Origin of the sequence: Microcella indica (assembly GCF_013414345.1) — a bacterium.
Taxonomy (GTDB): domain Bacteria; phylum Actinomycetota; class Actinomycetes; order Actinomycetales; family Microbacteriaceae; genus Microcella; species Microcella indica.
The window spans coordinates 918,768-943,824 of record NZ_CP058670.1 but is presented as its reverse complement, the minus strand read 5'-3'; the positions used below and the strand labels follow the sequence as shown (position 1 = coordinate 943,824).

General features: G+C 71.7%; 16 protein-coding genes. 6 read left to right on the top strand and 10 right to left on the bottom strand.

Features of this window, described 5'->3' with window-relative positions; translation table 11 throughout:
* The first annotated feature begins 253 nt into the window (after window positions 1-253).
* Entirely contained in the window at window positions 254-1,369 is a 1,116-nt protein-coding gene (gene ald, locus HUJ41_RS04630; RefSeq protein WP_179873546.1) for an alanine dehydrogenase, read from the top strand.
* Here ald and HUJ41_RS04625 read toward each other — a convergent pair.
* From HUJ41_RS04625 to HUJ41_RS04580, 10 genes are all read right to left on the bottom strand, one after another.
* On the bottom strand, window positions 1,366-4,011 hold the full coding sequence (locus tag HUJ41_RS04625) for an FtsK/SpoIIIE domain-containing protein (RefSeq protein ID WP_179873545.1): 2,646 nt from the start codon (window positions 4,009-4,011) through the stop codon (window positions 1,366-1,368). The genes ald and HUJ41_RS04625 overlap by 4 nt on opposite strands.
* 93 nt (window positions 4,012-4,104) lie before the next feature.
* The gene (locus HUJ41_RS04620) at window positions 4,105-4,959 is read right to left on the bottom strand and encodes a zinc-ribbon domain-containing protein (RefSeq protein WP_179873544.1); all 855 of its coding nucleotides are present in this window, start codon (window positions 4,957-4,959) and stop codon (window positions 4,105-4,107) included.
* Entirely contained in the window at window positions 4,956-7,253 is a 2,298-nt protein-coding gene (locus HUJ41_RS04615; RefSeq protein WP_179873543.1) for a transglutaminase-like domain-containing protein, read from the bottom strand. Before HUJ41_RS04615 ends, HUJ41_RS04620 begins: the two co-directional genes overlap by 4 nt.
* Complete coding sequence (locus tag HUJ41_RS04610) at window positions 7,250-8,647, bottom strand: DUF58 domain-containing protein (RefSeq protein WP_246299320.1); 1,398 nt, start codon at window positions 8,645-8,647, stop codon at window positions 7,250-7,252. Before HUJ41_RS04610 ends, HUJ41_RS04615 begins: the two co-directional genes overlap by 4 nt.
* Window positions 8,644-9,612 (bottom strand): AAA family ATPase, encoded by a 969-nt coding sequence (locus HUJ41_RS04605; RefSeq protein WP_179873542.1) that lies wholly within the window; start codon window positions 9,610-9,612, stop codon window positions 8,644-8,646. Before HUJ41_RS04605 ends, HUJ41_RS04610 begins: the two co-directional genes overlap by 4 nt.
* Window positions 9,609-15,518 (bottom strand): Ig-like domain-containing protein, encoded by a 5,910-nt coding sequence (locus HUJ41_RS04600; RefSeq protein WP_179873541.1) that lies wholly within the window; start codon window positions 15,516-15,518, stop codon window positions 9,609-9,611. The genes HUJ41_RS04605 and HUJ41_RS04600 overlap by 4 nt, the downstream gene beginning before the upstream one ends.
* 7 nt (window positions 15,519-15,525) lie before the next feature.
* Window positions 15,526-16,923: a serine/threonine-protein kinase gene (locus HUJ41_RS04595; protein WP_179873540.1), complete on the bottom strand. Its 1,398-nt coding sequence runs from the start codon at window positions 16,921-16,923 to the stop codon at window positions 15,526-15,528.
* A 46-nt stretch (window positions 16,924-16,969) separates the two neighbouring features.
* A complete protein-coding gene (locus HUJ41_RS04590; protein ID WP_224744577.1) occupies window positions 16,970-17,776 on the bottom strand; it encodes a PP2C family protein-serine/threonine phosphatase in 807 nt (268 codons plus the stop codon).
* A 40-nt stretch (window positions 17,777-17,816) separates the two neighbouring features.
* Window positions 17,817-18,413: an FHA domain-containing protein gene (locus tag HUJ41_RS04585; RefSeq protein ID WP_179873538.1), complete on the bottom strand. Its 597-nt coding sequence runs from the start codon at window positions 18,411-18,413 to the stop codon at window positions 17,817-17,819.
* A gap of 4 nt (window positions 18,414-18,417) precedes the next feature.
* A complete protein-coding gene (locus HUJ41_RS04580; RefSeq protein WP_179873537.1) occupies window positions 18,418-19,854 on the bottom strand; it encodes an aminobutyraldehyde dehydrogenase in 1,437 nt (478 codons plus the stop codon).
* 123 nt (window positions 19,855-19,977) lie between these two features.
* Between HUJ41_RS04580 and HUJ41_RS04575 the strand changes: the two genes are divergently transcribed.
* The 5 genes from HUJ41_RS04575 (at window position 19,978) to HUJ41_RS04555 (ending at window position 25,057) form a co-directional block, all read left to right on the top strand.
* A complete protein-coding gene (locus HUJ41_RS04575; protein ID WP_152583427.1) occupies window positions 19,978-20,445 on the top strand; it encodes an Lrp/AsnC family transcriptional regulator in 468 nt (155 codons plus the stop codon).
* Window positions 20,446-20,582: 137 nt separating this feature from the next.
* The gene (locus HUJ41_RS04570) at window positions 20,583-21,911 is read left to right on the top strand and encodes an aspartate aminotransferase family protein (protein ID WP_235923812.1); all 1,329 of its coding nucleotides are present in this window, start codon (window positions 20,583-20,585) and stop codon (window positions 21,909-21,911) included.
* Complete coding sequence (locus tag HUJ41_RS04565) at window positions 21,908-23,272, top strand: NAD(P)/FAD-dependent oxidoreductase (RefSeq protein WP_179873535.1); 1,365 nt, start codon at window positions 21,908-21,910, stop codon at window positions 23,270-23,272. The genes HUJ41_RS04570 and HUJ41_RS04565 overlap by 4 nt, the downstream gene beginning before the upstream one ends.
* Before the next feature lie 126 nt (window positions 23,273-23,398).
* On the top strand, window positions 23,399-23,944 hold the full coding sequence (locus tag HUJ41_RS04560; RefSeq protein WP_179873534.1) for a TspO/MBR family protein: 546 nt from the start codon (window positions 23,399-23,401) through the stop codon (window positions 23,942-23,944).
* Between the two features lie 27 nt (window positions 23,945-23,971).
* Window positions 23,972-25,057 carry a hypothetical protein gene (locus tag HUJ41_RS04555; protein WP_179873533.1) on the top strand — a complete coding sequence of 362 codons (1,086 nt, stop codon included), beginning with the start codon at window positions 23,972-23,974 and terminating at the stop codon, window positions 25,055-25,057.

Here is a 25,057-nt window from a genome sequence, read left to right as displayed (position 1 = left end):
GCATTCGCGGTCAGGTACGTCGGTGTCCTTGCGTGCTGTGACAGGTCGATACTGACATATGGACCGCGCTCACTGCACTACCCGACGCGGGATTCGTCTATTCTGAAACACGATTGTCACGAAATCAGCACATATCGGCAAAGATGAGTGCGGAATCCATCGTTCTGGGCCGCTACAGTGGTGCCGCAGCGCAGCGTGGCGTCGGGATGCTCCCCGCGCGACGCGCGCACCGATACCGTCGCGAGGAGAACTGATGAGAATCGCCGTTCCGGCCGAGGTCAAGAACAACGAGTACCGCGTGGCCATCACCCCCGCGGGAGTGCACGATCTCGTCTCCCACGGGCACGAGGTGCTGGTGCAAGCCGGCGCCGGCCTCGGGTCGCGCATCACCGACGATGCGTACGCCGAGCAGGGCGCGCGCATCGTGCCGGACGCCGCGGCCGCGTGGGGCGAGGCGGAGCTGTTGCTCAAGGTCAAGGAGCCGGTCGCCGCGGAGTACCCGTACTTCCGTGAGGATCTCGTTCTCTTCACCTACCTGCACCTCGCCGCCGAGGAGGCGCTCACCCGGGCCCTGCTCGATGCCCGCGTGACGGGCATCGCCTACGAGACCGTGCAGCTTCCCACGCGCAGCCTTCCCCTGCTCGCGCCGATGAGCGAGGTCGCAGGTCGCCTCGCGCCCATCGTCGGCGCGAACGCCATGCTGCGGCCCTACGGCGGCCCCGGGCTCCTCGTGCCCGGTGTTCCTGGCACCGACCCCGCGAACATCGTCGTGCTCGGCGGCGGCGTCGCCGGGACGAACGCTGTCGCCATGGCGGTCGGACTCGGAGCCGAGGTGACCGTGCTGGACACGAACCTGCAGCGCCTTCGCGAGCTCGACGCGCTGTACGCCGGGCGCATCCGCACGATCGTGTCGAACGGCTACGAGATCGAGCGGGCCGCCGTCGAGGCCGACATGCTCATCGGGTCGGTGCTCATCCCGGGTGCGCGCGCGCCGAAGCTCGTCAGCAACGACCTCGTCTCGCGCATGAAGCCCGGCAGCGTGCTCGTCGACATCGCGGTCGATCAGGGCGGCTGCTTCGAGGACTCCCGGCCGACGACCCACGCCGAGCCCACCTTCACGGTGCACGAGAGCACGTTCTACTGCGTCGCGAACATGCCGGGTGCCGTCGCGGCGACCTCCACCAATGCGCTGACGAACGCGACGATGCCGTACGTGCGGGCGATCGCGAACCACGGCTGGCGAGACGCCCTGCGCGCCGATGGGGCCCTCGCGCTCGGTCTCAACACGCAAGGGGGCCTCGTGACCAACGAGGCCATCGGCGCCGCGCACGGCCTCGAGTCGGTGGAGCTCTCGGCGATCCTCGCCTAGGGCTCGGATGCGCCGGCCGCGTCGTCGGCGAGCTCTCGCCACCGCGCGCGGACGAGGGGCGCCTCGGGCTGCAGGAGCCACACCTCTCCCCCGTGCGCGTGCAGCGAGGGGGGCCGCTCGCGCAGGCCGAGCAGGGCTCGCAGCTCAGACGGGCCGACCTCGGCCAGGATGACCGAGCAGGTGCGCCGCAGCTCCTGCAGAGCGCTCCAGCGGGTCGTCCAACCCTCGACATCGTCGAGGATGACGCGCGGCTCGAGAACCGCGGCACTGCCCAGCCCCGCAGCCTCCTCGGCCGAGTGGAGGACGAGGTCGGGGTGAGCACGGCGCAGTCGATCGCCGACCCAGCGCGGTCGTCGAGCGATGACGACGCACGGCCGGGGACCCGGGGCGACGATGTCGGGCACGGGGGGCGGCTGCGGCGCGGGCAGCGGGCGCGAAGCCATGATCTGCACCGCCGCACCGCGCCAGTGAGCGCGGCCGGGAGGCGCGCGACGCTCCGAGACCGCGGAGACCCTGGAGGGGGAGGTCGCGCTGCTGCTCTCGGTGCCGAGCTCGAGCGAGCTCGGGAAGCGCCCGCCGGTCAGGCCCTGCTGCAGACCGCCCGACGCGAGCGCGGCGACGACCGCTCCCCCGCGCCGCCGCAGGGCACTCGCGACGTCGTCCCACAGCCTCAGGAGTTCCGCACGCTCATCGCCGCACTGCCGCAGCACGTCGTCGAGGTCGTCAGCGAGCAGGATCGTGCGATCGGGGGTTCGATCGCGGAGCGCGAGGAGCGTCGCCTCGGCGTCCACCCAGTCTGCCGGGAGCGTCACGATGGCGCTCCCGTCCTCCTGGGCCGCCTCGGCGATCGCGGCGAGGGCGCTCGTGCGTCCGCTGCCGGGTGCGCCGACGACGGCGAGCGCGCCGTCGCGCTCGGGCCACCAGACGGCGCGAGTACGCCGCAGCTGCTCTGGTCGATCCGCTACCCCGAACGCCCACCCGGCCTCGACCGCGTCGTCGGCACTCTCCCGGGCGACCTCGCGCGGTGTCACGATGGTCGGCAGGGGCGGCTGCCAGAGGCGCTCCACGGCGGGAGAGTCTCGCCAGCGCTCGCGCACCGCCCGGACATCTTCGGGCGCGATGAGCGCGGTCTGCAGCTCGCGCGTGCCCTCGGCGTCGGTGACGAGTGCTCTCCCGGGCGGCAGAGCGCGCAGGCGGGGGGCGAGGCCTGCCCCGAGCATCCCCGCATCGGCGTTGTCGGCGATGCGGAAGGAGACGCGGATCGCGCAGTTCGCCGCGATCGCATCGCGCACGGCGCTGCCGGGGTGCTGCGTGCACAGCACGAGGTGGATGCCGAGCGAACGGCCCCGCGCCGACAGGTCGATGATCGTGGAGTGCAGCTCGGGGAGGGCCGCCAGCAGCGCCGCGTACTCGTCGATGACGATCACGAGTCGGTCGAGCGACGCTGCGGGATCGCGGACGTCGCGCGCGCCACGATCGCGCAGCCATCGCTCGCGGCGCTGGATCTCAGCGCGCAGCGAGGTGATCGCCCGCGACGCGGTGGACTCGTCGAGGTCGGTGATGACCTCGAGTGCGTGCGGGAGCTCGGCGAGGTCGGGGAAGCTCGCCCCGCCCTTGAAGTCGACGAAGAGCAGGGAGAGCTCGGCGGGCGACGACCGGTGCGCCCAGCCCAGCACGAGGGTGCGCAGGAACTCGCTCTTGCCGCTGCCGGTCGTGCCGCCGATGAGGATGTGGGGCCCCTGCGCGAGGGGGTCGATCGCGCACTGCCCGGCCTCGGAGCATCCGACCGGGATGCCCGACGACGACTCGCGCGCGGGCTCGAGACTCGACCACGCCACGTGATCGGGCAGGCGCGCCGAGTGCGCCTCGATCGCTCGACGGCGGCGCTCGCGCTCGGGCGCGCTCCAGAACTCGGGCCGAGCCCGCACGGGAGCCTGCCCCGCGATGCGCACGGTCATGCTGCTCGCCGCGTGCACCTCGATCTCGACGTCGGGGCGGGGAGCGCGAGCATCCGCGTCGACACCGGAGTCGTCGTGAGGGCCGTCGAGCGCGGCGAGCACCGTGACGCCGGGCTCGAGTCGCAGGCGGGCGACCATGGCACGCGCAGCGGGCCCGTCGCCGCGGACGGCGATAGCGCCGCGCGGCACGAGCACCGGCAGCGCGGGGTGCCAGCTCGCGCGGGCGAGAAGCACCTCCCGCTCGTGTGCGTGCGCGTCGGGTCGCGACCCCTCGATGTGCGCGGACGCACGCTCGGGAGCCCGGTCGCTCGGCGCGCGCGCGACCCCCACGCGCACGCCCCCGCTCCCCGTCGGGGCGACCTCGGTCGGCCGAGCGGGAGTCAGGGCATCCCGCTCGGCACGCTCAGCCCGGTGGGCCTCGTCGATGAGTCGCGCGTAGGCGCGGCACTCCTCCTCGAACCGCGACGCGTCCTCGCGAGCGCGCCGACGTGCCGTGCGCCGGCCGTCGAGCATGCTCGCGACCGCGATGACGGGGCTCAGCGCCGCGAAGACCAGGACGTAGGGCGAGCCCGTGATGGCCCCGATGAGGATCGCGCCGCCCAGCGGCGCGATCACGGCGAGCAACGGGAACGACGGTGACTGCGGCGGGGCCGGCTCGGCGGGCGGGGGCGGGAGGCGGCTCACGCCCCGAGCACAGCAGAGTCGCCCGCGCGCGTGGGCGCGAGAGCGCCATCTCGTGGTCTCGGACGAGGTGAGGAAGGGTGGGGAGGAGTCTGCTCAGCTCACCACGACGAACTGCTCGCCGATATCGATGCGGGTGCCGCGCACGATGCGGTAGCGGCGGCCGGGCTCGCACAGTCGCGGCGCGGCTCCCGGCTCCCGGATGACCGAGCCGTTGCCCGAGTGACGGTCGCTGAACCAGAAGGTGCCATGCTCGTGCCCGAACTCGAAGTGCGTCTTCGAGACAGAACGGCCCGGGTCGAGGATCGTCACGAGGTGGTCGACGAACTCGCCGGGCTCGGCGCGCGGATGCCGGCCGGCCAGCCCCGAACCCGTGACCGTGACGCTCTCGCCCGTGCTGAACTGCAGCACGAAGCGGTGCCCCTCCGCGGTGCGCGGCACCATGCGCGTCGCCTCGGTGTCCTCCGCCGGTGCGAGCTCCGGTTCAAGCTCCGGTTCGAGCTCCGGTTCGAGCTCCCGCCCGGACTCCGCTGCAGGCTCGGACGGCGCAGCTGGTTCGGGCGGCGCTGCCAGCTCGCGCGGCGCCGCCGGCTCGGGAGGCGGGAAGCTCACCGGCTCGATGACGCGTGTGCGCGAGGCGAGAGAGGTGCCGCACTCGGCGCAGTAGAGGTCCTCCGGCTCTGCAGGAGTGCCGCACCGGGAGCATCGCTCGTGAGACTCCTCGAGGAAGGATGGGGAATCCGGCTCCGACGCGGGCTCCGCCGCACGCTCAGGTTCAGCCGAGACCCGCGGCTCCGGCTCCGGCTCCGGGCGAGCCTCCTCGCGCTGCGGCGCGGGCGGGATGGTGGGGCGCACGAGGGGCGGCGGCTGGGCGGCCGTGACCGAGCGGCCGCACTCGCCGCAGAACATCGCGATGGGCGGCAGCGCCGCGCCGCAGTGCTGGCACGTCACGGCTCTCGAACCCCCGCCTCGACCCGCATGCGGTCAGGATACCGCCGCAGGGAGCGCGTGGAGAGCGCCGCCCCCCAGCGCTGCCGCCGGGTGAGCGGCTGCAGCAGCGACGCCCGTACTCCGTCGGCGGCGGCCCAGACGCGGTCCGCCTCCTCGTGGTCGGGCTCCTCGGGCGCGTAGACCGCACGATCGGCGACGCGCGCGAGCACGAGCGCTTGCGGTCGGCCGATGACGCCGGCGACCTCGCGCCGGGTGCCCGTGGCGGGAAGGGCGAGGCCGAGGTCGCGCGCCGTGTCCGTCACGTCGCGCCACCCTCCGAGGATGCGCAGCGCGGGATCGCCCTGCCGCCGGCGCCGCAGACGCCGGCGCCGCTTGAGCAGTGCGATGGCGATGAGGGGCGAGGCGAGCAGGCCCAGGACGAGTGCGAGGGGCCCGAGCACGCGGAGCACGGCGAGCACCGTCGCCCAGAACGGATCGAGCTGCTCGTCGTCGCTCTGCTCGATCTCCGGCGGTGCTTGGTCCTCGATCGCAGGCGGCTCCTCGACGGGAGCCTGCGCGGGGTTCTGCGGTCGCACGACGGGCACGGGCTCCTCGGGCTCGACCGGGGGCAGCTCGCGCCGCTCGGAGACGACGTCGACGGCCTGCCAGCCCGCGTTCGTGGAGACCTCGATCCATGCCGTGCGATCACTCGCGAGCAGGGTCGTCGGGCCGGCCTGAGCGAGCGGGCCGTAGCCGAGCACGATGCGCGAGGGGAATCCCAGCTCGCGGGCGATGAGCGCCGCCGCCGCGGCGTACTGCTCGGCATCGCCGACGATGGGCGCGCTGCCGATGAAGTCCTCGAGCCGCGCGAGCGAATGCCCCGGGCGGCTCGGCGCCTCGTCCTCGTCGACGCCGTGGGAGAGATACCCTTCCTCGCGCAGCCTCTCGAGCGCCGTCTCGAGCTGCGCTCCCGGCTCGTCGATGCCCTCGGTCACCTCGGCCACCCAGTCGGCGAGGGCCTCGGGCACCTGCGCGATGCCCGGTACGGCCGCGGGTCCCGGTGCCGCGGCGCGCAGTCCCGCAGCGGACTCCGTCGCGTCGAGCACCACGTCGAGCTCGTACGTGAGACCGGTCGGAGCCCCGCCCACGAGTGCCGCGGTGTCCGTCGTCGCGTTGTACACGAAGCTGTCGCGAAGGTCGTCGGCGTCGTCGGCGAGAATGCGCACCGCCGCGACCTGACCCAGGGTGGGCAACCAGACCCCGTGGTCTCGCTCGAGGGTGAGGGTCACCGTCGTGCGCTCACCGGGCAGGATGTCGGGCGGGCGCTCGGTCGGGATGCGCACGAAGCTGCCCGAGGCAGAGTCGACCGCGTCGCTGCCGACGGCGAAGACGACGCCGTCGTAGCTGTCGAGAGCGGCGATGCGGATGCGCGCGCCCGCGGGTGCACCCTCCACGCGCAGCGCCGGCAGCTCCGCCACGGCCGGGTCGAACACCGCACGATAGGCCGCGAGGGGGCTCGGTTGCTCGAGCGGCGAGAAGGGACGCTCAGCGGACGTGCGCAGCACCGTGCGGTCCTCGGGAGGGGCGATGAGGCCGGCGACGGCCGCGCCGGCGCCCCCTGCGAGGAGGAGGAGCGCGGTCGCCGCAGCAAGGGTGCGGGCTCCGGCGCCGCGGGTCTCGACGGCGGAGGCCGCGAGCTCGTCCCGGCGGCGGTGGCGCGCCCGCGCCGCCATCCAGAGCAGGAGCGTCGTCGAGAGGGCGATGGTCGTGCTGATGGGCAGCAGCGGTGACTGCGGGCCGATCGCGATCACGATGAGGTACCCGACGATGGGCACGAGAGCGGCGAGCGCGGGGCGGCGGCCGCGGAGTGCGACGAGGAGCGTCAGGAGGGGGCCGACGAGGAGCAGCACGAGGGCGGGGACGAGCAGGGCCTCGTAGGCGCCCACGGGCAGGTCGATCGTCACGAGCTGCCGCCACCCGAGCACGACGCCGGCGAAGAGCTCGGCGAGCCCCTGCGGTTCGGGCAGCACCCCGTACACCGTGCGCCCCGGCACCGCGAGCGGCACCCCCACGACGGTGAACACCGCGACGGTCGCGCCGAGCACTCCCCAGGCCGGCCACCGGCCGAGCGTCGAGGCGAGGGCGATCGTCGTGGCGGCCGTGATCGCGATGACGGCCAGGGTCGCGAGCTCGCCGGAGCGGTAGAGGGGCCAGAGGGCGACCGTGATGATCGCCCAGGCGAGCACCGTGAAGATCGTTGCACTCACGAGGACCGCCGGACGCGGCATGGCCGGGGTCGGGCGCGTGGCCGTCACGAGTCTCCACCCCGCATGGCGTGGCGCAGGTCGTTCAGCGAGCCGAGCGTGAGCACCGTGAAGGCTCCGAGTCGACGACGACCGGGCACATGATCGGGGTCGCACTGGAGCGCGACGACCTCCACTGCCGGCGGGAAGCTCGCCGCCGCGGTGCGCAGTCGCGATGCGGTGACGGTCGAGCCGACGACGAGGAACGCGACGGAGATGCCGCGCGCGCTCTCGCCCGCGAGCCGAGAGGTGTCGAGGATTCCGAGCGCCGAGGGGCTGTGCTCGACGACGGCGAGGGAGTCGAGCAGACGGTTCGGCGTGAGGGTCGGAAGGGTGTCGACGGCGAGCACCGCGCGCTTGGCGAACTCCGGAGTGATCGCGCTCACCACGACGGAGACTTCGCGCGCATCGCGGATGGCGCGAGCACCGAGGCTGCCCGTGACGCTTACGGCGAGTTCGAACTCGGCGTCGGAGCCGAAGTCGATGCTGGCGATGCTCAGCGCCACCACGAGGTGGCTGCGCCTGGTCTGCTCGAACTGCCGCACCATGAAGGTGCCCGTCTTCGCCGTCGACTTCCAGTGGATGTGTCGGCGCTCGTCGCCGGGCACGTACTCACGCAGCGCATGGAAGGCGAGGTCGCTCGACGTCAGATCGCGCGTCGGTTGGCCTTCGAGGTCGCGCACGAGCCCGCTCGAGGTGGAGGGGATGTCGATCGTGCGAGGGTGCACGACGAATTCCGCCGCCTCCGTCCAGAGCCGCTCGCGCCGAACGAGGCCGATGGGGTCGGCGCGCACCGTGCGCACCGGGCCGAGAGTGAGCCGCCCGCGGCGGTCGGTGGGGATGTCGACGCTGCGCAGGGCCTGCCCGTGCGCGGGAAGACCGGGCACGGGCACCGGGATGACGGAGGTGCCGACGGGCAGGTCGACGATCGTGCCGAAGGAGCGCCGCGCGCTGTCATTGCGCACCAGGATGCCCGCCTGCGCCGGATCGCCGACGGCGACGCGCTGAGGTGGAGGGGTGAGCGCGACCGTCCATCGACGACTGCCGACGACGTAGAGAAGTGCGACGAGCGCGAGCGAGGCGCCGACGACACCCGCGACGACGAGCTCCTGCCAGCCCCAGGCATAGCCCCCGAGCAGCGCGAGCGGAACGAGCGCGGCAACGACCCAGCCGAGCGGCGTGACGACGGAGGACGTCGCGGCGATCGCCCGCGAGACTCCGGCGCGCGCCGTGCGCCATACCCGCACGATGGCCACGACGGCATCCGCCGCGGGGCCCGTGCGAGCGCCGACGATGCGCGTGCGGGCCGTCGTGACCGTGGCACCGAGCGAGTGCTCCTCGGGCCCGCGGCGGCCGGGCTCCGAGCTGCGGCCGCGCGAGTGCCGCACGGAGGGAGGGGACGTCACACGGCGATCCGCTCGCTCGGCGGCGGCGTCTCGACGAGCACCTCGCTGATCACCGCGGAGGGGGTCACGCCATCGAACTCCGACTCGGGGTCGAGACCGAGACGGTGCGCGAGCACAGGCTCCGCGAGCGCCTTGACGTCGTCGGGGATGACGTAGTGGCGCCCCTCGGTCGCCGCGAAGGTCTTCGCGCAGCGCACGAGAGCGAGTGCGCCGCGCACGCTCGCGCCGAGACGCACGTCGTCGTGCGCGCGCGTCGCCTCGACGAGGCGTGCGACGTAGTCGGTGATCGTCGGGTCGACGTGCACGGTGCGCGCCACGGAGATGAGGTCGCGTACGGTCTCCAGTTCGACGACGGGGTCGACGACGAGCGCTCGAGGGCCGCCTGCGCCTTCGAGGATGCGCACGGTCGCCGCGTGGTCGGGGTAGCCGATCGCGGTCTTCATGAGGAACCGATCGAGCTGAGCTTCGGGGAGGCGGTAGGTACCGGCCTGCTCGATGGGGTTCTGGGTGGCGATGACGAGGAAGGGAGCTTCGACGTCGTGCGAGACGCCGTCGATCGTGACCTGGCCCTCCTCCATGACCTCGAGCAGCGCTGACTGCGTCTTGGGGCTCGCTCGGTTGATCTCGTCGGCGAGCACGATCGTCGCGAACACCGGGCCGCGGTGGAAGCTGAAGTCGCCGCTGCGCTGGTCGAACACCGTGATGCCCGTGATATCGCCGGGCAGGAGGTCCGGGGTGAACTGCACGCGCGTCGTCGTGCCTCGCACGCTCTGCGCGAGCGCCCTCGCGAGCGAGGTCTTCCCCGTGCCGGGTACATCCTCGAGCAGCAGGTGGCCTTCGCTGAGCATCGCCGTGAGGCTCAAGCGAATCACGTAGCTCTTGCCGAGAACCGCTCTCTCGACGTTCGCGATGACGCGCTCGGTGATGTCGGCGAACCAGCGCGCCTGCTCGGCGGTCATCGTCATGGCCTGTACTCCCGGGTGTAGATGGTGGAACCGACGGTCACGGTGATGACCAGTCTGGGGTCGTCGGGTGCCGCAGCCGTGATGGTGCACTGGCCCGGCGCGTCGGGGTCGGTCGTGACCTCACCGCCCAGGCACTCGTACTGCACCGCCGTGTACGCGGCACCGGGCGTGATCGTCGACCAGGTGACGTCGACGCTGCGGTCGGGCGGTCCGGTCGAGATATCGGCGAACTCCGCGGTCGCGTCGATGCGCACCGCGGTCTCGAGCGGCACGGCCTCCGACCACTCGCCGCACACGGTGATCTCGGGGTACACCCGGCACCCGCTGAACTGCACCTGCAGCACGGCGCCGTAGTGGGTCGACCCCGCGGTCAGCGCGATCGGCAATTCGAGAGGAGCCGACTCCGCCGGATCGACGCCCTCGCCCACGAGTCGATAGCGCACGCGGTCGACGGGATCGCCGCCCTCGGTCGTCACGCCCGTCACGCGGGAGTTCCACCGACCGGTGTCGGTCTCGACGCCCGGAGTGATCGATGCGGCGACCACTTGCGAGGGCGTGGCGCGCGGCACGGCCGTGACCTCGACGCTCGCCGTGCATCCCTGCCCGTTGTAGGCGTAGACGACCGCACGGTACTCGGTGCCGGCGGAGAGGCCCGTGAAGACCGTCGAGCTGGTGCCGGCATCGAGCACGCGCACACCGGCTGGAGCACTGTGGCTCGGCGAGCCCTCGGAGACCCCCGTGACGGTGCAGGCAGGTGCGGAGCCCGAGTCGTCGAGCCACACGTAGTAGGCCTGCACGCTGCGACCGTTGCCCGCGAACGCCGAGGGCCAGGCGACCGTCACCTCGTGGTCGTCGATACCCATGCCCGAGGTCGATCCCGAGGCCGTCGGTGCCGCGGTCGGGATCGGCGGCCCGGCCGGAGTGCCGGTCGTCTGCGCCGAGTTCCAGCTCGTGAGGGCGCCGAAGGCGTCGTTGCGTGCGCTCACGCTCACGCTGTAGGACGTTCCGTTGGCGAGTGCGCCCGCGTCCACGACGTTGAGCCAGTACTCGGTGCCGACCGCGTCCGAGGCCGACACCGTCTGCGTGCGCGACACGGAGCCCACGGTGATGCGGTAGCTGCGAATGGGGGAGGCCCCCGCGCTCTGGTCTGGCTTGGTCCAGCCGATGCGCAGGCCGCCGTCGAGCGGCGCGACGCCGAGGAGCGAGGGGGCAGGCGGCACGAGATCCGACCACACCGGGTCGGCGAGGGAGGTCGGGTCGGAGTCGCCCTGCGCGTTGACCGCGACGACGCTCACGCGCACTCGGTTCGACGAGCCGTTGCCCTCCGTCGGCACCGTGCACGGCGAGGTCGCGCACGTCACCACGGTCGATGAGCCGGACTCGACGGTCGTCACGGTCGCCTCGAAGCCCTCGATGGGTGCGTTGTTGGATGATCCCGGCGCCCACGCGAGCGTGAGCTGCCGGTCGCCGTAGCTCTGCACGCGGAGGTTCGTCACGGGGTCGGGCACATCCTGCACCGAGATGCGCACCGACCCCCACACGTAGCGCTCCGGGTCATCGGTGGCGTCGGCGACCTGGTACTCGAGGTTGGTGTCGATGGGCGCGGCAGAGTCGCCGACCGTGACGGCGAGACTCTGACCGTCGTTGACCGGCTCGATCTGCACGCCGGCAGGCAGACCGCCGTCGAGGCCGCGCACGCCCACCACGCTCAGCGGCTGCCCGGGGAACGGATTCGTCGCCTGGTCGTTCGCGAGCACGTCGATGATGGTGGTCTCGCCTCGTGGCGCGATGGCCGCATCGGTCGCGGGGGCGGCGAGGGGGCGCGTGGAGGGCACGACGCTCACCTGGATGCGCCCCGGGGTTCCCGGCGCGGCATCATCGCGCACACTGAGCGTGACCCCGGTCGTGGTGCCGCGAGGCGTGCTCGCCGGCACGCTCACGCGCAGCCGCTGCCCGAGCAGGTCGGCCTCGAGTCCCGGCGTCGGGCCGTCGATGATGCCGTAGGCGAGCTCGTCGATGTCGTCGGGGTACGGGTAGCTCGTGACCCGGACGAGGTCGAGCTCGGCCTCCTGGCCAGGCTCGAGCTCGATGCGCGCGCCCACGAGGACGGGCGGCTGGTTCTCGCGCGGCGTGACCGTGATGGGCAGCACGATCGTCGCGACGCGCCCGTCGGGGTCGGTCGCCGAGTCGCCGTCGGTGACCTCGAACGAGAGCGAGGCGGGGCCGAAGTACAGGTCGGAGGAAGTGAACCGCAGCGTGTCCTCGTCGACGACCGGGTCCTCCCCATTGGAGCGCGAGGCCTGCACGGTCGCGGTGTCGGTGAGACGCACGGGCTGGCCGCCGACCGCGATCACGTAGTCGTTGATGTCGATGAGGATCGACTCCTCGCTCACGACCTCGATGCGCTCCGCGCGCCGGTCGAGCTGCGGGAGCGCGTCGTCGGTGCCGGGCACCCACACAAAGGCGGTCGAGCGCACGGCGGGGTCGTCGGGGTGCACCACCTGGAACGGGATGATCTGCCGCTCCTCCCGCACCTCGACGAGGATGCGGCGGTCGGGCTGGATGACCGCTCCCGACTCGTATCCCGGCACGAGCTCGAGACCGAGGTCGGCGGTCTCCCCCTCGGAGAAGAAGACGCGCGCGAGCACGTCGACGGCGACGGACTCCTGCTCGAGGATGTCGGTCAGGGAGAGCACGGTGTCGCGCGCGACGGGCGGCGTGAGCGGGGCATCCGGATCGACCGTGACCGTCACGAAGGCCTGCGAGCGGCCCGCGAGCGGGTTCTCGATCGTGTAGACGAGGCCGTAGGTCCCCTGCGCTGTAGGCGGCGTGACGCGCACGAAGCGTCCCTCGACGACCTCGGCGTCGAGCGCGGGGTCGTTGGGCTCGACACCGACGACCGCGAGCGGCGAGCCGTCAGGATCGGTGTCGTTGTCGAGTACGGGCACGAGCACCGTCACGCCGGGGCGCACGACGACCGCATCGTCGTTGGCGACGGGGTTGCGGGCCCCCTCGAGCCGCGGGCTGATGCCGACCCGGATCGTGCCGCTCGCCCGAGCGCCGAGCGCGTCGACGACGGTGTACCGGAAGCTGTCGGTGCCCGCGGAGTAGCTGCCGGCCTCGTAGTCGATGTAGTCCTGCCCGCTCTCGACGATCGAGCCGCGCTCGGGACTCGTCTCCGGGCCGATCAGCTGCACCGAGTCGCCATCCGGGTCCATGGTGTCGACGGGGATGCGGATGCGGACGGTGTCGCCCGCGATGACGCGCGCGGTCACCGTGCTCGTGACGGGAGCCTCGTTGGTGGCCTCGTTCGCCTCCCGCACTCGGATGCTGACGGTCGCCTGCGCGCGCTCCTGACCGAGCGGGCCGAGCACCTCGTACACGGCGGTGAAGTCGCCGGGCTGGTCGGGAGCGAGGTAGCGGAGCCGGTCGCCCGCGACGAACAGCAGGCCCGATTCGCCGTCGAGGCCGCTGATGAGGTCGGGGGCGAGCGTGATGGGCTCATTGTCGGGATGCTCGTCGTTGTCGAGCACGGGAATCGACACCGCGTCGCCGACGCGCACCGAGATGCTGTCGTCGACCGCGATCGGGGGCTGCTGGCGGTCGGGGCGGGGAATCTCGATGACCGTGATCGTGCCGACCGACTCTGAGGCGCCGTTGCTGATGCGATAGCGGATGCTCTGCGGCGTGTCGAGCGGACGCGTGAGGGTGACGCGCACGTCGCGCTGGTCGATGATCTCGGCACGGATGCCCGACCCGGAGGGCACGTCGACGATGCCCGTGACGATGAGGACGCCGCCCGTCGGGTCGATGTCGGTCGTCGCGACGGCGACCGTGCTGTTGCTGAGGGTGCGCACGAAGGCGGTCTTCGGAACGGTGATGGGCGCTAAGCCTGATTCGGGCGGCGCGGCGACGTCGATGCGCACGAGCCCCGTCGCCGTCGTCGCGCCGTCGGTGACCACGTACTCGAGGTAGTGGGTGCGCACCTCGGTGCTGCGGAACCGGAAGGTGCCGCGGTCGAGGCTCGTCGTGATCGTCGCGCCCGCCTTGTCGGGCACCGCGCTGAGCCGGATGGTGCCGGAGCCTCCTCGCACGTGGATGAGAGGCTCGACGCGCACCTCCTGATCGGCGTACGCGAGCACCATGAAGGGCTCCGCGATGATGGGCACCTGACCGGAGGGGCGCACCGTCACCGCGAGCTCGCCCGAGCTCGACGCAGTGCCGTCGGAGACGGAGAGCGCGACCGCGCGCACCTCGCCGGCCCCGCCCGCCTCCGAGAAGGTCACCCGGCCGTCCGGCCGGAAGGTCGCCGTGTCGGGAGCGAGTGCGAAGGCCGACTCGAGGTAGATCGGGTCGCCGTCCGGGTCGTACCATTCCCCGAGCACGGCCGCGGTCGTCGTGCCCCCTTGCGCGACGGTCGTGCGGGAGGCACGCACCTGCACGGGCGGAGCGTTCTGATCCGGAGACCGCACGCTGACCGTCACTCGCGCCGAGTCGGCGCCGCCGCGGCCGTCGGTGATCGTGTAGTCGAACTCGATCTGCCCCGCGGCCGAGGGCTCGAGGGTGAGTTGGAGCTGCTGCCCCTCCGATACGAGATCGATGCGCCCGATGCCCGGCTCGATCGGCGTGACGGCGCTGATCGCGAGGACGTCGCCGTTCGGGTCGCTGTCGTTGAGCAGAACCGGCAGCACGGTCGAGCGTCCGGGGCGGGCCCCGAACTCGTCGTCCACGGCGACGGGCGGAGCCTGCACGCGCTCGAGCTCCGGGGGCACATCGAGGTCGTCGAGCTGCTCTTCGCGCTCGTCCTCGTCCTGCACGATGAGCTCGTCCCAGTTGTCGATGAGCGCGCCGTTCGACTGCACCGCCCACGCCGAGCCGGAGGCCGCGTCGCTCAGCACGAGACGGTCGTCGCGCACCTCGAACCGCAGCAAGGCGGCGGGGCTCATCCCCTGCAGGGCGAGCGCATCGGCCACCGAGCCGCAGCGCCGCCAGGCGCTGCCATCCGTCCACGCGGCATAGGAGCACTCGCCCACCCTCACGGGCGAGGCAGGAGCACCGGATCGGTCGGCCGCGAGCGAGCGCGACTCGCCCGAGTCGAGCAGCACCTCGACCAGGCCGCCGTCGTGCGCGAGCAGAAGCCCCGGGCCCTGCGGCGTCGGCGCCGGCAGTGCGAGGGTCGACCCCGGCGGCACGACGCCATCGAGAGGGATGCGGCGATCCGCCGTGATGAGCACCCGCTCGTCGCGATCCAGCACGACCCACGAGTCTCCGACGATCGTGATCGCGGCGTCAGCGGATGCGTCGATGTCGATCGCCCAGGTCTGCTCGACCCGATCGGTGCGATCGGGCAGAAGGCGGTAGACCTCTCCCGCCTCCGGAGCCACGACGACGACGCCGTACCCCTCCTCCTCGGCGAGCGCCGATCCAGCGCCGAACACGAACGACGCGCTCGAGGCGGCATCGAACTCGTCGAAGCCGAGGCGGGGAACGACCCAGGTCTCCCCGGTGCTCGCACTGTGCACGACCATGGAATCCGCGACCGCGCGCACCGAGGCGCCGTCCGGCGGCAGCGGCACCGTCTCGCGCACCTCGGACCTGGCGACGTCGAGGATGTCGGCCGTCGCGTTCACCGCGTCCACGACGATCACCTCGTCGTTGTCCTGCAGGATGTCGAGCTGCGACCCGCCGCTCTCGACGACGGAGTCGAGAAGGCCGATCTGCAGGTTGGCGCGACCCACCGTCTGGCGCTCACCGCTCGCGATCCACAGAGAGCCGTCGTCGAGGTCGACGCGCTGGGTCTCGAAACCGGGGGCGATGACGGCGAGCGTCGCGACGAGCGCGGCGACGAGGGATGCGCCGACCCCGGTGATGAGGGTCGAGCGTCGAACCGGCACTCTCAGTCGCATGGGGTGATCACTCCGCGACCGCGCACTTCTCGTCGCTCGGCGCGCCCACGCGCCCCTCGCGCGCGACGCTCACGGTGACGCACACGGTGTCGCCCTCGACGACGGCGACCGCGAACTCGGCGGTGCGCTGCAGGGTCGTGGCACCACCGTCGACCCGCACCTGATACGCGTCTCCCTCGGACAGGCCCGGGTCGTTCCAGGAGAAGATGATGGTCGACCCCGAGCGCTCTGCCTCGACGTTGCTCACCCGCGGCAGACCGCCGTCGGCAGCCTGGAGCGCCGAGAGCGTCGCGGTGGCGCCGAGGCCGACCACGACGATCGCGATGACGAGCAGCGCCGCCGCGATCATGCGCGACTGGCGCGCGCGCCGTGCCCCCGCGGTGCGCGGTGAGGCGCCTTCCGGCTCGGAGACGGCTGCGGCGACAGCTCGACGCCGACGCAGGCGGCGACCGCGCGTACCCCCGGCAGGCTTGCCCGCCGCCGCTCGCACGATCGTGCGGTCATGGGGGTTGCCCGCACTCGCGATCGCCCAGTCATCCATCGCGACGTCGGCCTGCGTGGGCGTGAGACCGAGCTCCGCCTCGATGCGCTGGAGGTCGCGCACGAGCTCCAGCACGGTCGAGTGGCGTCGCGCCGGGGCCCGGTTCATCGCGCGCCGCAGCACTGCCTCGAGCGACTCCGGCACGTCGTCGCGGTCGAGGGCGGGCACGCGTGCCCGACTGATGCGACCGATGAGAGCCTCGGAGGCGTTCGAGCCGTCCACGACCTCGAAGGGCGAGCGGCCCGCCAGGAGCGTGTAGAGCGTCGCGGCGAGCGACCAGACCTCGCTCTGCACCGAGCCGGTCGTCTCGTCGAGCAGCACCTCGGGAGCCGACCATGGAATCGACATTCCCACGCTCTCCTGCGTGGAGGCGGCGCTGAGCGAGGAGGCGATGCCGAAGTCGCTCAGCACGGGGTGGCCGTAGGCGGTGAGCATGATGTTGGAGGGCTTGATGTCGCGGTGCAGGACGCCCTGGCGATGCGCGGTCTCGATCGCGCCGCCGATGCGCACCCCGATGCCGAGCACCTCGGCCACGGGAATGCGCTCGGCGCGATACCGGGTGGCGAGCTGCGCCGAGCACAGCTCCATGACGAGGTACGGCCGGCCGTCGGCGGAGATGCTGGCCTGGTAGACGGTGAGGATGCTCGGGTGGCTCGAGAGCTGCGCCATGAGGTTCGCCTCGACCTGGAACATCTGCCGCACATGCTCCGTCACGACGTCCGAGAGCAGCACCTTCACGGCGACCTGCCTCCTGGGCATGTTCTGCTCGTACAGGAAGACATCGGCGAAGCCACCCGAGCCGAGTACGCGCACGTGGCTGAACCCGGGCAGGATCGGAGGGTCGGACGGTCGACGTCGAACCATGACTACCCCCTCCCCAGACGGCCCTCGCCGCAGTACGGCGCGTACGTCAGTCTAGGGATTCCGACGGGGATGACGTCGGAGCGTGCACGACGTCGATGACGATGATGGTGATGTTGTCCCGTCCGCCCTGCGCGAGTGCGGCATCCAGGAGCGCGTTGGCGGTCTCGCGGGCGCTCAGGCGTGCGGCGAGGTGCAGGCGGATCCGCTCGGCGGGAAGCTCCTTCGTGAGCCCGTCAGAGCACAGCAGGAGCCGCAGGCCCGGCGCGAGGGGCACGGTCGTGAGATCGGCCTCCGGTTCGAGGGAGAAGCCGACGGCGCGCGTGATGACGTTAGATTCGGGATGCGCCTCTGCGTCCGCCGCGAGAATCTGCCCGGCGTCCACGAGCTCCTGCACGACCGAGTGATCGCGCGTGACCTGCGTGAGTTCATTGCCCTGGAAGCGGTAGACGCGCGAGTCGCCGACGTTGAAGACGCGGAACACCGCGCCGCCGTCGAGCACATCGAGACCGGCGCCCGTGACGGTCGTGCCGATGCCGCGCTCCTCCTCGTCGAGGTGGTGGATGTCCCACGTCGCGAGGTGCAGCGCCTGCTGCACGCGCTCGATGCCCACGAAGTCGCCCTCGACGCACGCCTGCAGCCGACGCACGACGGCGTCGCTCGCCCGGTCGCCGTGCGAGTGGCCGCCCATGCCGTCCGCGACGGCGAAGAGCGGCACATCGGCGAGATAGCTGTCTTCGTTGGCCGCTCGCCGGTAGCCCGTGTGGGTCACACCGTGCCAGGAGAGCTCGACCGTTCCACCGTGGCCGGGCAGGGCCACGGTGTGGCGCACGCTGCTGCGTCCGAGGGCGGTCACGGGTACTCCGGTCGATCGAGGGTGCTGGCGCCGCGCGGCGTCAGGGAGTCGCCGCGGCCACGAAGTCGACGACGACGGCATCGCCGATCGCGACGACGGCGTCGGGCAGGACGACACTCGTCTCGCCCGGGCGGAGCCGGCGCACCGGCCCCTCCGACCAGTGTACGTCGATGCCGTTCGTCGAACCGAGGTCGGTCACGACGAGGGTGTCGCCGAGCTGCTCAATGCGGGCGTGGCGCGCCGAGACATCCCGGTGCTCCGCCGGGATCTGCACGCGACGAGGCTGCGGAATCTCGTCGATGCGTGCCGCGCTCGGGTGACGACCGATGATCGCCGGTCGGTCGAGGGGGATCGTGAGGTCGGTGCCGCGGATGCGCACCGCCCAGATCGTGGGCGTGCGCTCGGGCTCGGGTCCGGCGGGCTCGGGCGGGAGATCGTGAGAGGGCAGAGGTGCGGTCGGCGCCGGCGAGGAGAGCATCGATCGGTCGCGGGCCGGGGCGTGCGGCTGGATGAGCCCGATCACGGTGTCCTCGACGTCGGCGACGGGATGCTCCGCGGCTGCGCCTCCCGCTCCGAGTGCTGGGGGGCGCTCCCGCAGGACGGTGTCCTCGTCCTCGGGCTCGATCGTGGACGCCACGGGTCTATTCCCCGAGGAAGCTCATGACGTGCTTGAGCCGCGTGTAGTCCTCGAAGCCGTACTGCGAGAGGTCCTTGCCGTATCCGGAGTGCTTGAAACCGCCGTGCGGCATGTCGGAGACGAAGGGGATGTGAGTGTTGATCCACACGCAGCCGAAGTCGAGGTCGCGCGACAGCCGAAGGGCGCGCGCGTGGTCGCTCGTCCACACGGAGGCGGCGAGCGCATAGCGCACGCCGTTGGCAAGCGCGAGGGCCTCGGCCTCGTCCCGGAAGGTCTGCACGGTGAGCACGGGGCCGAAGATCTCCTCCTGCACCGCTTCGTCCTCCTGCCGCATGCCGGTGACGATCGTCGCCTCGTAGAAGTAGCCCTTCTCGCCCTGCCGACGGCCGCCCGTGACGATGTCGGCGTGGCGGGGCAGACGGTCGACGACGCCGGCGACCTGGGCGAGCTGGTTCGCGTTGTTGAGGGGGCCGTAGAGGATGCCTTCCTCGTGGGGCGCGCCGGTGCGGGCGTGCGACCGCGCGCGGGCGGCGAGGGCTTCGACGACGGCGTCGTGCACGGACTCGTGCACGATCACGCGCGTCGCCGCGGTGCAGTCCTGGCCAGCGTTGAAGTAGCCGGCGAGCACGAGGCCCTCCGCGACCGCCTCGGGGTCCGCGTCGGGGAAGACGATCGCGGGCGCCTTGCCGCCGAGCTCGAGGTGCACGCGCTTGAGGTTCTGCGCAGCGGACTGGGCAACGGCCATGCCGGCGCGCACCGATCCCGTGATCGCAACCATCTGAGGCGTCGGATGCTCGACGAGAGCCGCACCCGTGCCGCGGTCGCCCACGACGACGTTGAGCACACCTGCCGGCAGGAACTCGGCCGCGACCTCGGCGAGCAGGAGCGTCGACTGGGGTGTCGTGTCGGAGGGCTTGAGCACGACCGTGTTGCCCGCCGCGATCGCCGGGGCGATCTTCCACACCGCCATGTTGAGCGGGTAGTTCCACGGCGTGACCTGCCCGACGACGCCGATCGGCTCGCGGCGCACCCACGAGGTGTGGCCCGCGAGGTACTCCCCGGCCGAACGGCCCTCGAGGTCGCGCGCGGCACCGGCGAAGAAGCGCAGCTGGTCGACCGACTGGTCGATCTCGTCGGCGACGAGGCTCGCACGAGGCTTGCCGGTGTCGTGGGACTCGAGGTCGGCGAACTCGTCAGCCCGCCTCTCGACAGCATCGGCGAGGCGGAAGAGCGCGAGCTGACGCTCCCCCGGCGTCGTGCGACCCCACGCGGCGAACGCCCGCTCGGCGGCGGCGTAGGCTGCGTCGATCTCGCCGGGCGTGCTCACCGGGGAGTGGGCGTACACCTCCTCCGTCGCCGGGTCCACGAGCTCGGTGTGGGCCTCCGCCGTGCTCCCGACGTACTGGCCATCGATGAAGTTCTGCAGGATGCGCGTGCTCATGTGTCCACTGTATCGCGGCTCGCGCGGAGCATCCCGGTCGATTTCGACGGATTTCGTCGCTGAGAATCCGCTTTTCCTGCGGATCCGCTTGTGATCGGCCTTCGAGACTGCCAGAATCGAGGCATGGTCGCCCGCCCGAAGCCCGTTCAGCTCGATGATGTCTCCAAGGCGATCATCGAGCAGCTGCAGACCGACGGTCGACGCTCCTACGCCGAGATCGGCAAGGCGGTCGGGCTGAGCGAAGCAGCCGTGCGCCAGCGCGTGCAGAAGCTCACCGAGTCGGGCGTCATGCAGGTCGTCGCGGTGACTGACCCGATGCAGCTGGGTTTCTACCGGCAGGCGATGATCGGCATCCGCGTCTCCGGCGACACGACCGCGGTCGCCGACGAGCTCGCCTCGCTCAGCGCCGTCGACTACCTCGTGCTGACCGCGGGCAGCTTCGACATTCTCGCCGAGGTCGTGTGCGAGAACGACGATGACCTCATCGACCTGCTGAACCGGCGCATCCGCGCCATCGACGGCGTCCACTCCACCGAGACGTTCGTCTATCTACGACTGCAGAAGCAGTTCTACAACTGGGGAACACGATGACACTCTTGAAGAAGAAGCAGAAGAAGCAGAAGGCCGACGCCACCGTGCACCACACCGACGCCGCGCCGCCCGCCCTGAGCGGCGCCGAGGCGCGTGCCGAGGCCGAGCTGCAGCGCAAGGCGAAGGACCACCTGTGGATGCACTTCGCCCGCCAGTCGGGCATGGCCGCCGGGGAGGGCGTGCCCATCATCGTGCGCGGTGAGGGGCACCACATCTACGACTCGCACGGCCGCAAGTACATCGACGGGCTCTCGGGTCTCTTCGTCGTGCAGGTCGGGCACGGCCGGGAGCGCCTCGCCGAGGCGGCGCGCAAGCAGGCCGAGGAGCTCGCGTTCTTCCCGCTGTGGTCCTACGCCCACCCGAAGGCCATCGAGCTCGCCGACCGGCTCGCGGACTACGCCCCCGGCGACCTCAACCGCGTGTTCTTCACGACCGGCGGCGGCGAAGCCGTCGAGTCGGCGTGGAAGCTCGCCAAGCAGTACTGGAAGCTCGTCGGCAAGCCGATGAAGCACAAGGTCATCTCGCGCGCCGTCGCGTACCACGGCACCCCGCAGGGCGCCCTCGCGATCACCGGCATCCCGGGCATGAAGGAGATGTTCGAGCCGCTCACTCCCGGCGGGTTCCGCGTGCCCAACACGAACTACTACCGCGCTGAGGAGATGGGCTTCCACGGCTCGCTCGAGGAGTTCGGGCAGTGGGCCGCCAACCGCATCGAGGAGATGATCCTCTTCGAGGGCCCCGACACGGTCGCCGCGGTGTTCCTCGAGCCCGTGCAGAACTCGGGCGGCTGCTTCCCGCCGCCCCCCGGTTACTTCCAGCGCGTGCGCGAGATCTGCGACCAGTACGACGTGCTCCTCGTGAGCGACGAGGTCATCTGCGCCTACGGCCGCCTGGGCGAGATGTTCGCGTGCACCGCGTTCGACTACGTGCCCGACATCATCACCTCCGCCAAGGGGCTCACGAGCGGGTACTCCCCCCTCGGCGCGATGATCGTGCGCGAGAAGCTCTACGAGCCCTTCACCCACGGTCAGACGGCGTTCTACCACGGATACACCTTCGCCGGGCATCCCGTCTCGGCCGCCGTCGCCCTCGAGAACCTCGACATCATGGAGGAGGAGGGCATCCTCGAGCACGTGCGCGAGAATTCGCCGAAGTTCCGTGCGGCGCTCGAGCGACTGAAGGATCTCCCCATCGTCGGCGACGTGCGCGGCGAGGGCTACTTCTTCGGCATCGAGCTCGTCAAGAACAAGGAGACCAAGGAGACCTTCTCGGAGGACGAGGCGGAGCGCCTGCTGCGCGGCTTCCTCTCCAAGGCCCTCTTCGAGGCCGGGCTCTACTGCCGGGCCGACGATCGCGGCGACCCCGTCATCCAGCTCGCTCCCCCGCTCACGATCGGGCCTGCCGAGTTCGACGAGATCGAGGGCATCCTGCGCAGCGTGCTCACCGAGGCCTCGAACCGACTGTGACCGGGTCGGACCATCGCGGCCTGAGCTTCTGGCATGCGACGGTCGACGATGATCTGACCCCGCGCCCTCCCCTGGAGGGCGACACCGAGGTCGATGTGGCGATCATCGGCGCGGGGCTCACGGGGCTGTGGACAGCCTACGAGCTGCAGCGACGCGACCCTGGTCTGCGCATCGCGCTGCTCGAGAAGGAGATCGCGGGGTTCGGCGCCTCCGGCCGCAACGGCGGCTGGGTCTCGGCGCTCTTCCCGCGGTCGACTGCGTCCCTCGCCGCGCAGCACGGCCGTGAGGCGGCGCTCGCCATGCGACGGGCGATGATCGCGACGGTCGACGAGGTTGGCGCGGTCGTCGAGCGGGAGGGCATCGACTGCGACTACGCCCGCGGCGGCACGGTCGTCTACGCGCGTTCGGACGCGCAGTGGGCGGATGCTCGTTCCCAGGTCGCCGAGGCGCGCGAGTTCGACATCGATGCCCTCGAGCTGTGGAGCGCCGAGCGCGTTCGCGCAGCAGGCGCGCACGGCGCGGTGTACGACCCGGCGTGCGCGCGCGTGCACCCCGCGGCGCTCACGCGCGCCCTCGCGCGCATCATTGAGTCGCGCGGTGCCGTCATCCACGAGCAGACGGAGGTCACGACGTGGTCGCCTGGTCGGGTCGAGACCACGCGCGGTGCCGTGCGCGCCCGCCACGTGATCGCCGCGCTCGAGGGCTACGGCGCCCGGCTGGCACCCCTGCGCCGGCGGGTGCTGCCCCTGTACTCGCTCATGATCGCGACGCAGCCGCTGAGTGAGGAGGTCTGGCAGCAGCTCGGCATCGAGCACGGTCAGACGTTCTCGGATGGGCGGCACCTCGTCATCTACGGTCAGCGCACCGCCGACAACCGCATCGCGTTCGGCGGGCGGGGCGCCCGCTACCACTGGGGCAGCGCGATCCGGCCTCAGTACGACCGCGTCGACGGGGTCTTCGCACACCTGGCGGCGACGCTGCGCGAGCTCTTCCCCGTGCTGCCCGAGCTCTCCATCGAGCACGCGTGGGGCGGCCCGCTCGGCGTGCCCCGCGATTGGCACGCGAGCGTGCACTACGACTCGAGCACGGGGCTCGGGCGGGCCGGAGGGTACGTCGGCGACGGCCTCGCCACGACCAACCTCGCGGGGCGCACGCTCGCGGACCTCGTGACGGGGGCCGACTCCGAGCTCACACGCCTGCCGTGGGTCGGCCACCGCTCGCCGCGGTGGGAGCCCGAGCCGCTGCGCTTCCTCGGCGCGAACGCCGGCCTGCTCGCGATGACGGCGGCGGATGCCGAGGAGCGCGCCACCGGCCGCTCGTCCGTCGTGGCACGGGTCATGGCGCCGCTCATCGGGCACTGAGCGCGGTCGCGTCGCGAGCACGGCGCGAGCACGCCATTTGCGCAGGATGTTCGGAGCCTTCGCGCCTACTCTCGACCTGGTCCAGGAGCATCGTCGTCCAGAAGGATCGGGGGCCGGGAGGTGAGCATGATCCGAGCACGGACGCAGGAGTCCGCTATCGCGGCGTCCGGCGACCACTCCGCTGTTCGGTCCGCCTTCGCGCTCACCGGATTCCTCGCGGCCTCCTTCCTCGTCGCCGTCATCGGCGGCGCTCTCTCGGCGCCCGCGATCTCCGGGTGGTACGACGATCTGGCCAAGCCGATGTGGACACCGCCCGACGCCCTGTTCGGGCCCGTCTGGACCGTGCTCTATTCGAGCATGGCCGTCGCAACCTGGCTAGTCTGGCGCCACCCTGCGTCGACCGCTCGTCGCCGCGCGCTCGTCGCGTACGTCGTGCAGCTCGTGCTCAACGGTCTCTGGACCCCGGTCTTCTTCGGGCTCGGCTCGCTCGTCGGCGCCAGTGGTCTGTGGATCGCGCTCGGCATCATCGTCGCGCTCGACTTCGCGATCCTCGCCACGATCATCCGCTTCGCCGACATCAGCAAGCCCGCCGCCGCCCTGCTGATCCCCTACTGGTTCTGGACCCTCTTCGCGACGACACTGAACGCCGCGATCGCCGTGCTCGCGGCCTGAGGGCGGTCGCGACAGTAGCGTGAAGGCATGAGCCACTTCTCGACCGAGCCGAGGCACGCGCGGCGCGATCGGGGCGCGCGGGTGGGCCGCGGCGCCCTTCAGGCGGTCGCGGCCGTCTGCATCGTCGGCCAGGGGCTCGTCCTCGCGGGCGCCGGCTGGGCGGCGGCGAATCCGCGCCAGGTGGATGACCAGCTCACGGTCTGGAGCTACGAGCCCGAGCCCACCATCGTGCGGTACGCCGACCAGGCAGGACTGAGCGAGCACGGGCGGTTCCTCTTCTACGCGAGCGTGCCCGAGGTCCTGCCTCCTGAGCGCTTCGACCTGTTCTGCTCCTTCGAGGAGACGGGCCTGGGGGTGCTCGGCTGCTACACGCTCGCCGACGGCCGCATCTTCCTCTACGACGTCACGAACGACGACCTCGACGGCTACGAGGTCGTCGTCGCGGCGCACGAGATGCTGCACGCCGCCTGGGACCGCCTGAGCGCCGAGGAGCAGGATGCCCTCGCCGTGCTCCTCGAAGCGGACTTCGCCGCCCTCGGGCCCGAGCACGAGCTCGTCGAGCGCATCGCGGAGTACGAGGCGCTCGACCCCACGTCGCGCATCCCCGAGCTCTACGCGATCCTCGGCACCGAGATACCGACCCTCGCGGCCGAGCTCGAGCAGCACTATGCCCGCTACTTCGACGATCGCTCTCTCACTACCGACCTCTACGCGCGGGTCGCCGCCGTGTTCGACAGCCTCGAGGAGAGGCTGCAGCAGCTCAGCGACGAGCTCGACGCGCGCTTCGCCGCGCTCGAGGCCGATCAGGCGGAGTACGCCGACGCGGCGGCGGCGCTCGAGGCCGACATCACGGCGTTCAACGAGCGGGCCTCGCGACCCGGCGGCTACACGAGCCAGTCGGCGTTCGAGGCCGACCGCCAGGCCCTCCTCGACCGCCAGGCAGCGCTCGAGATCGAGCGGGAGAGCCTCAACGCGGCCGTCGACGACTACAACGCGCTGCTGGAGGAGCTCGAGGAGCTCAACGCCGAGGCCGCCGAGCTCAACCGGGCGATCAACGTCGACGCCGAGCCGCTGCCGCCCTCGCAGGGCTCCGACGACGACCTCGCCGACTGA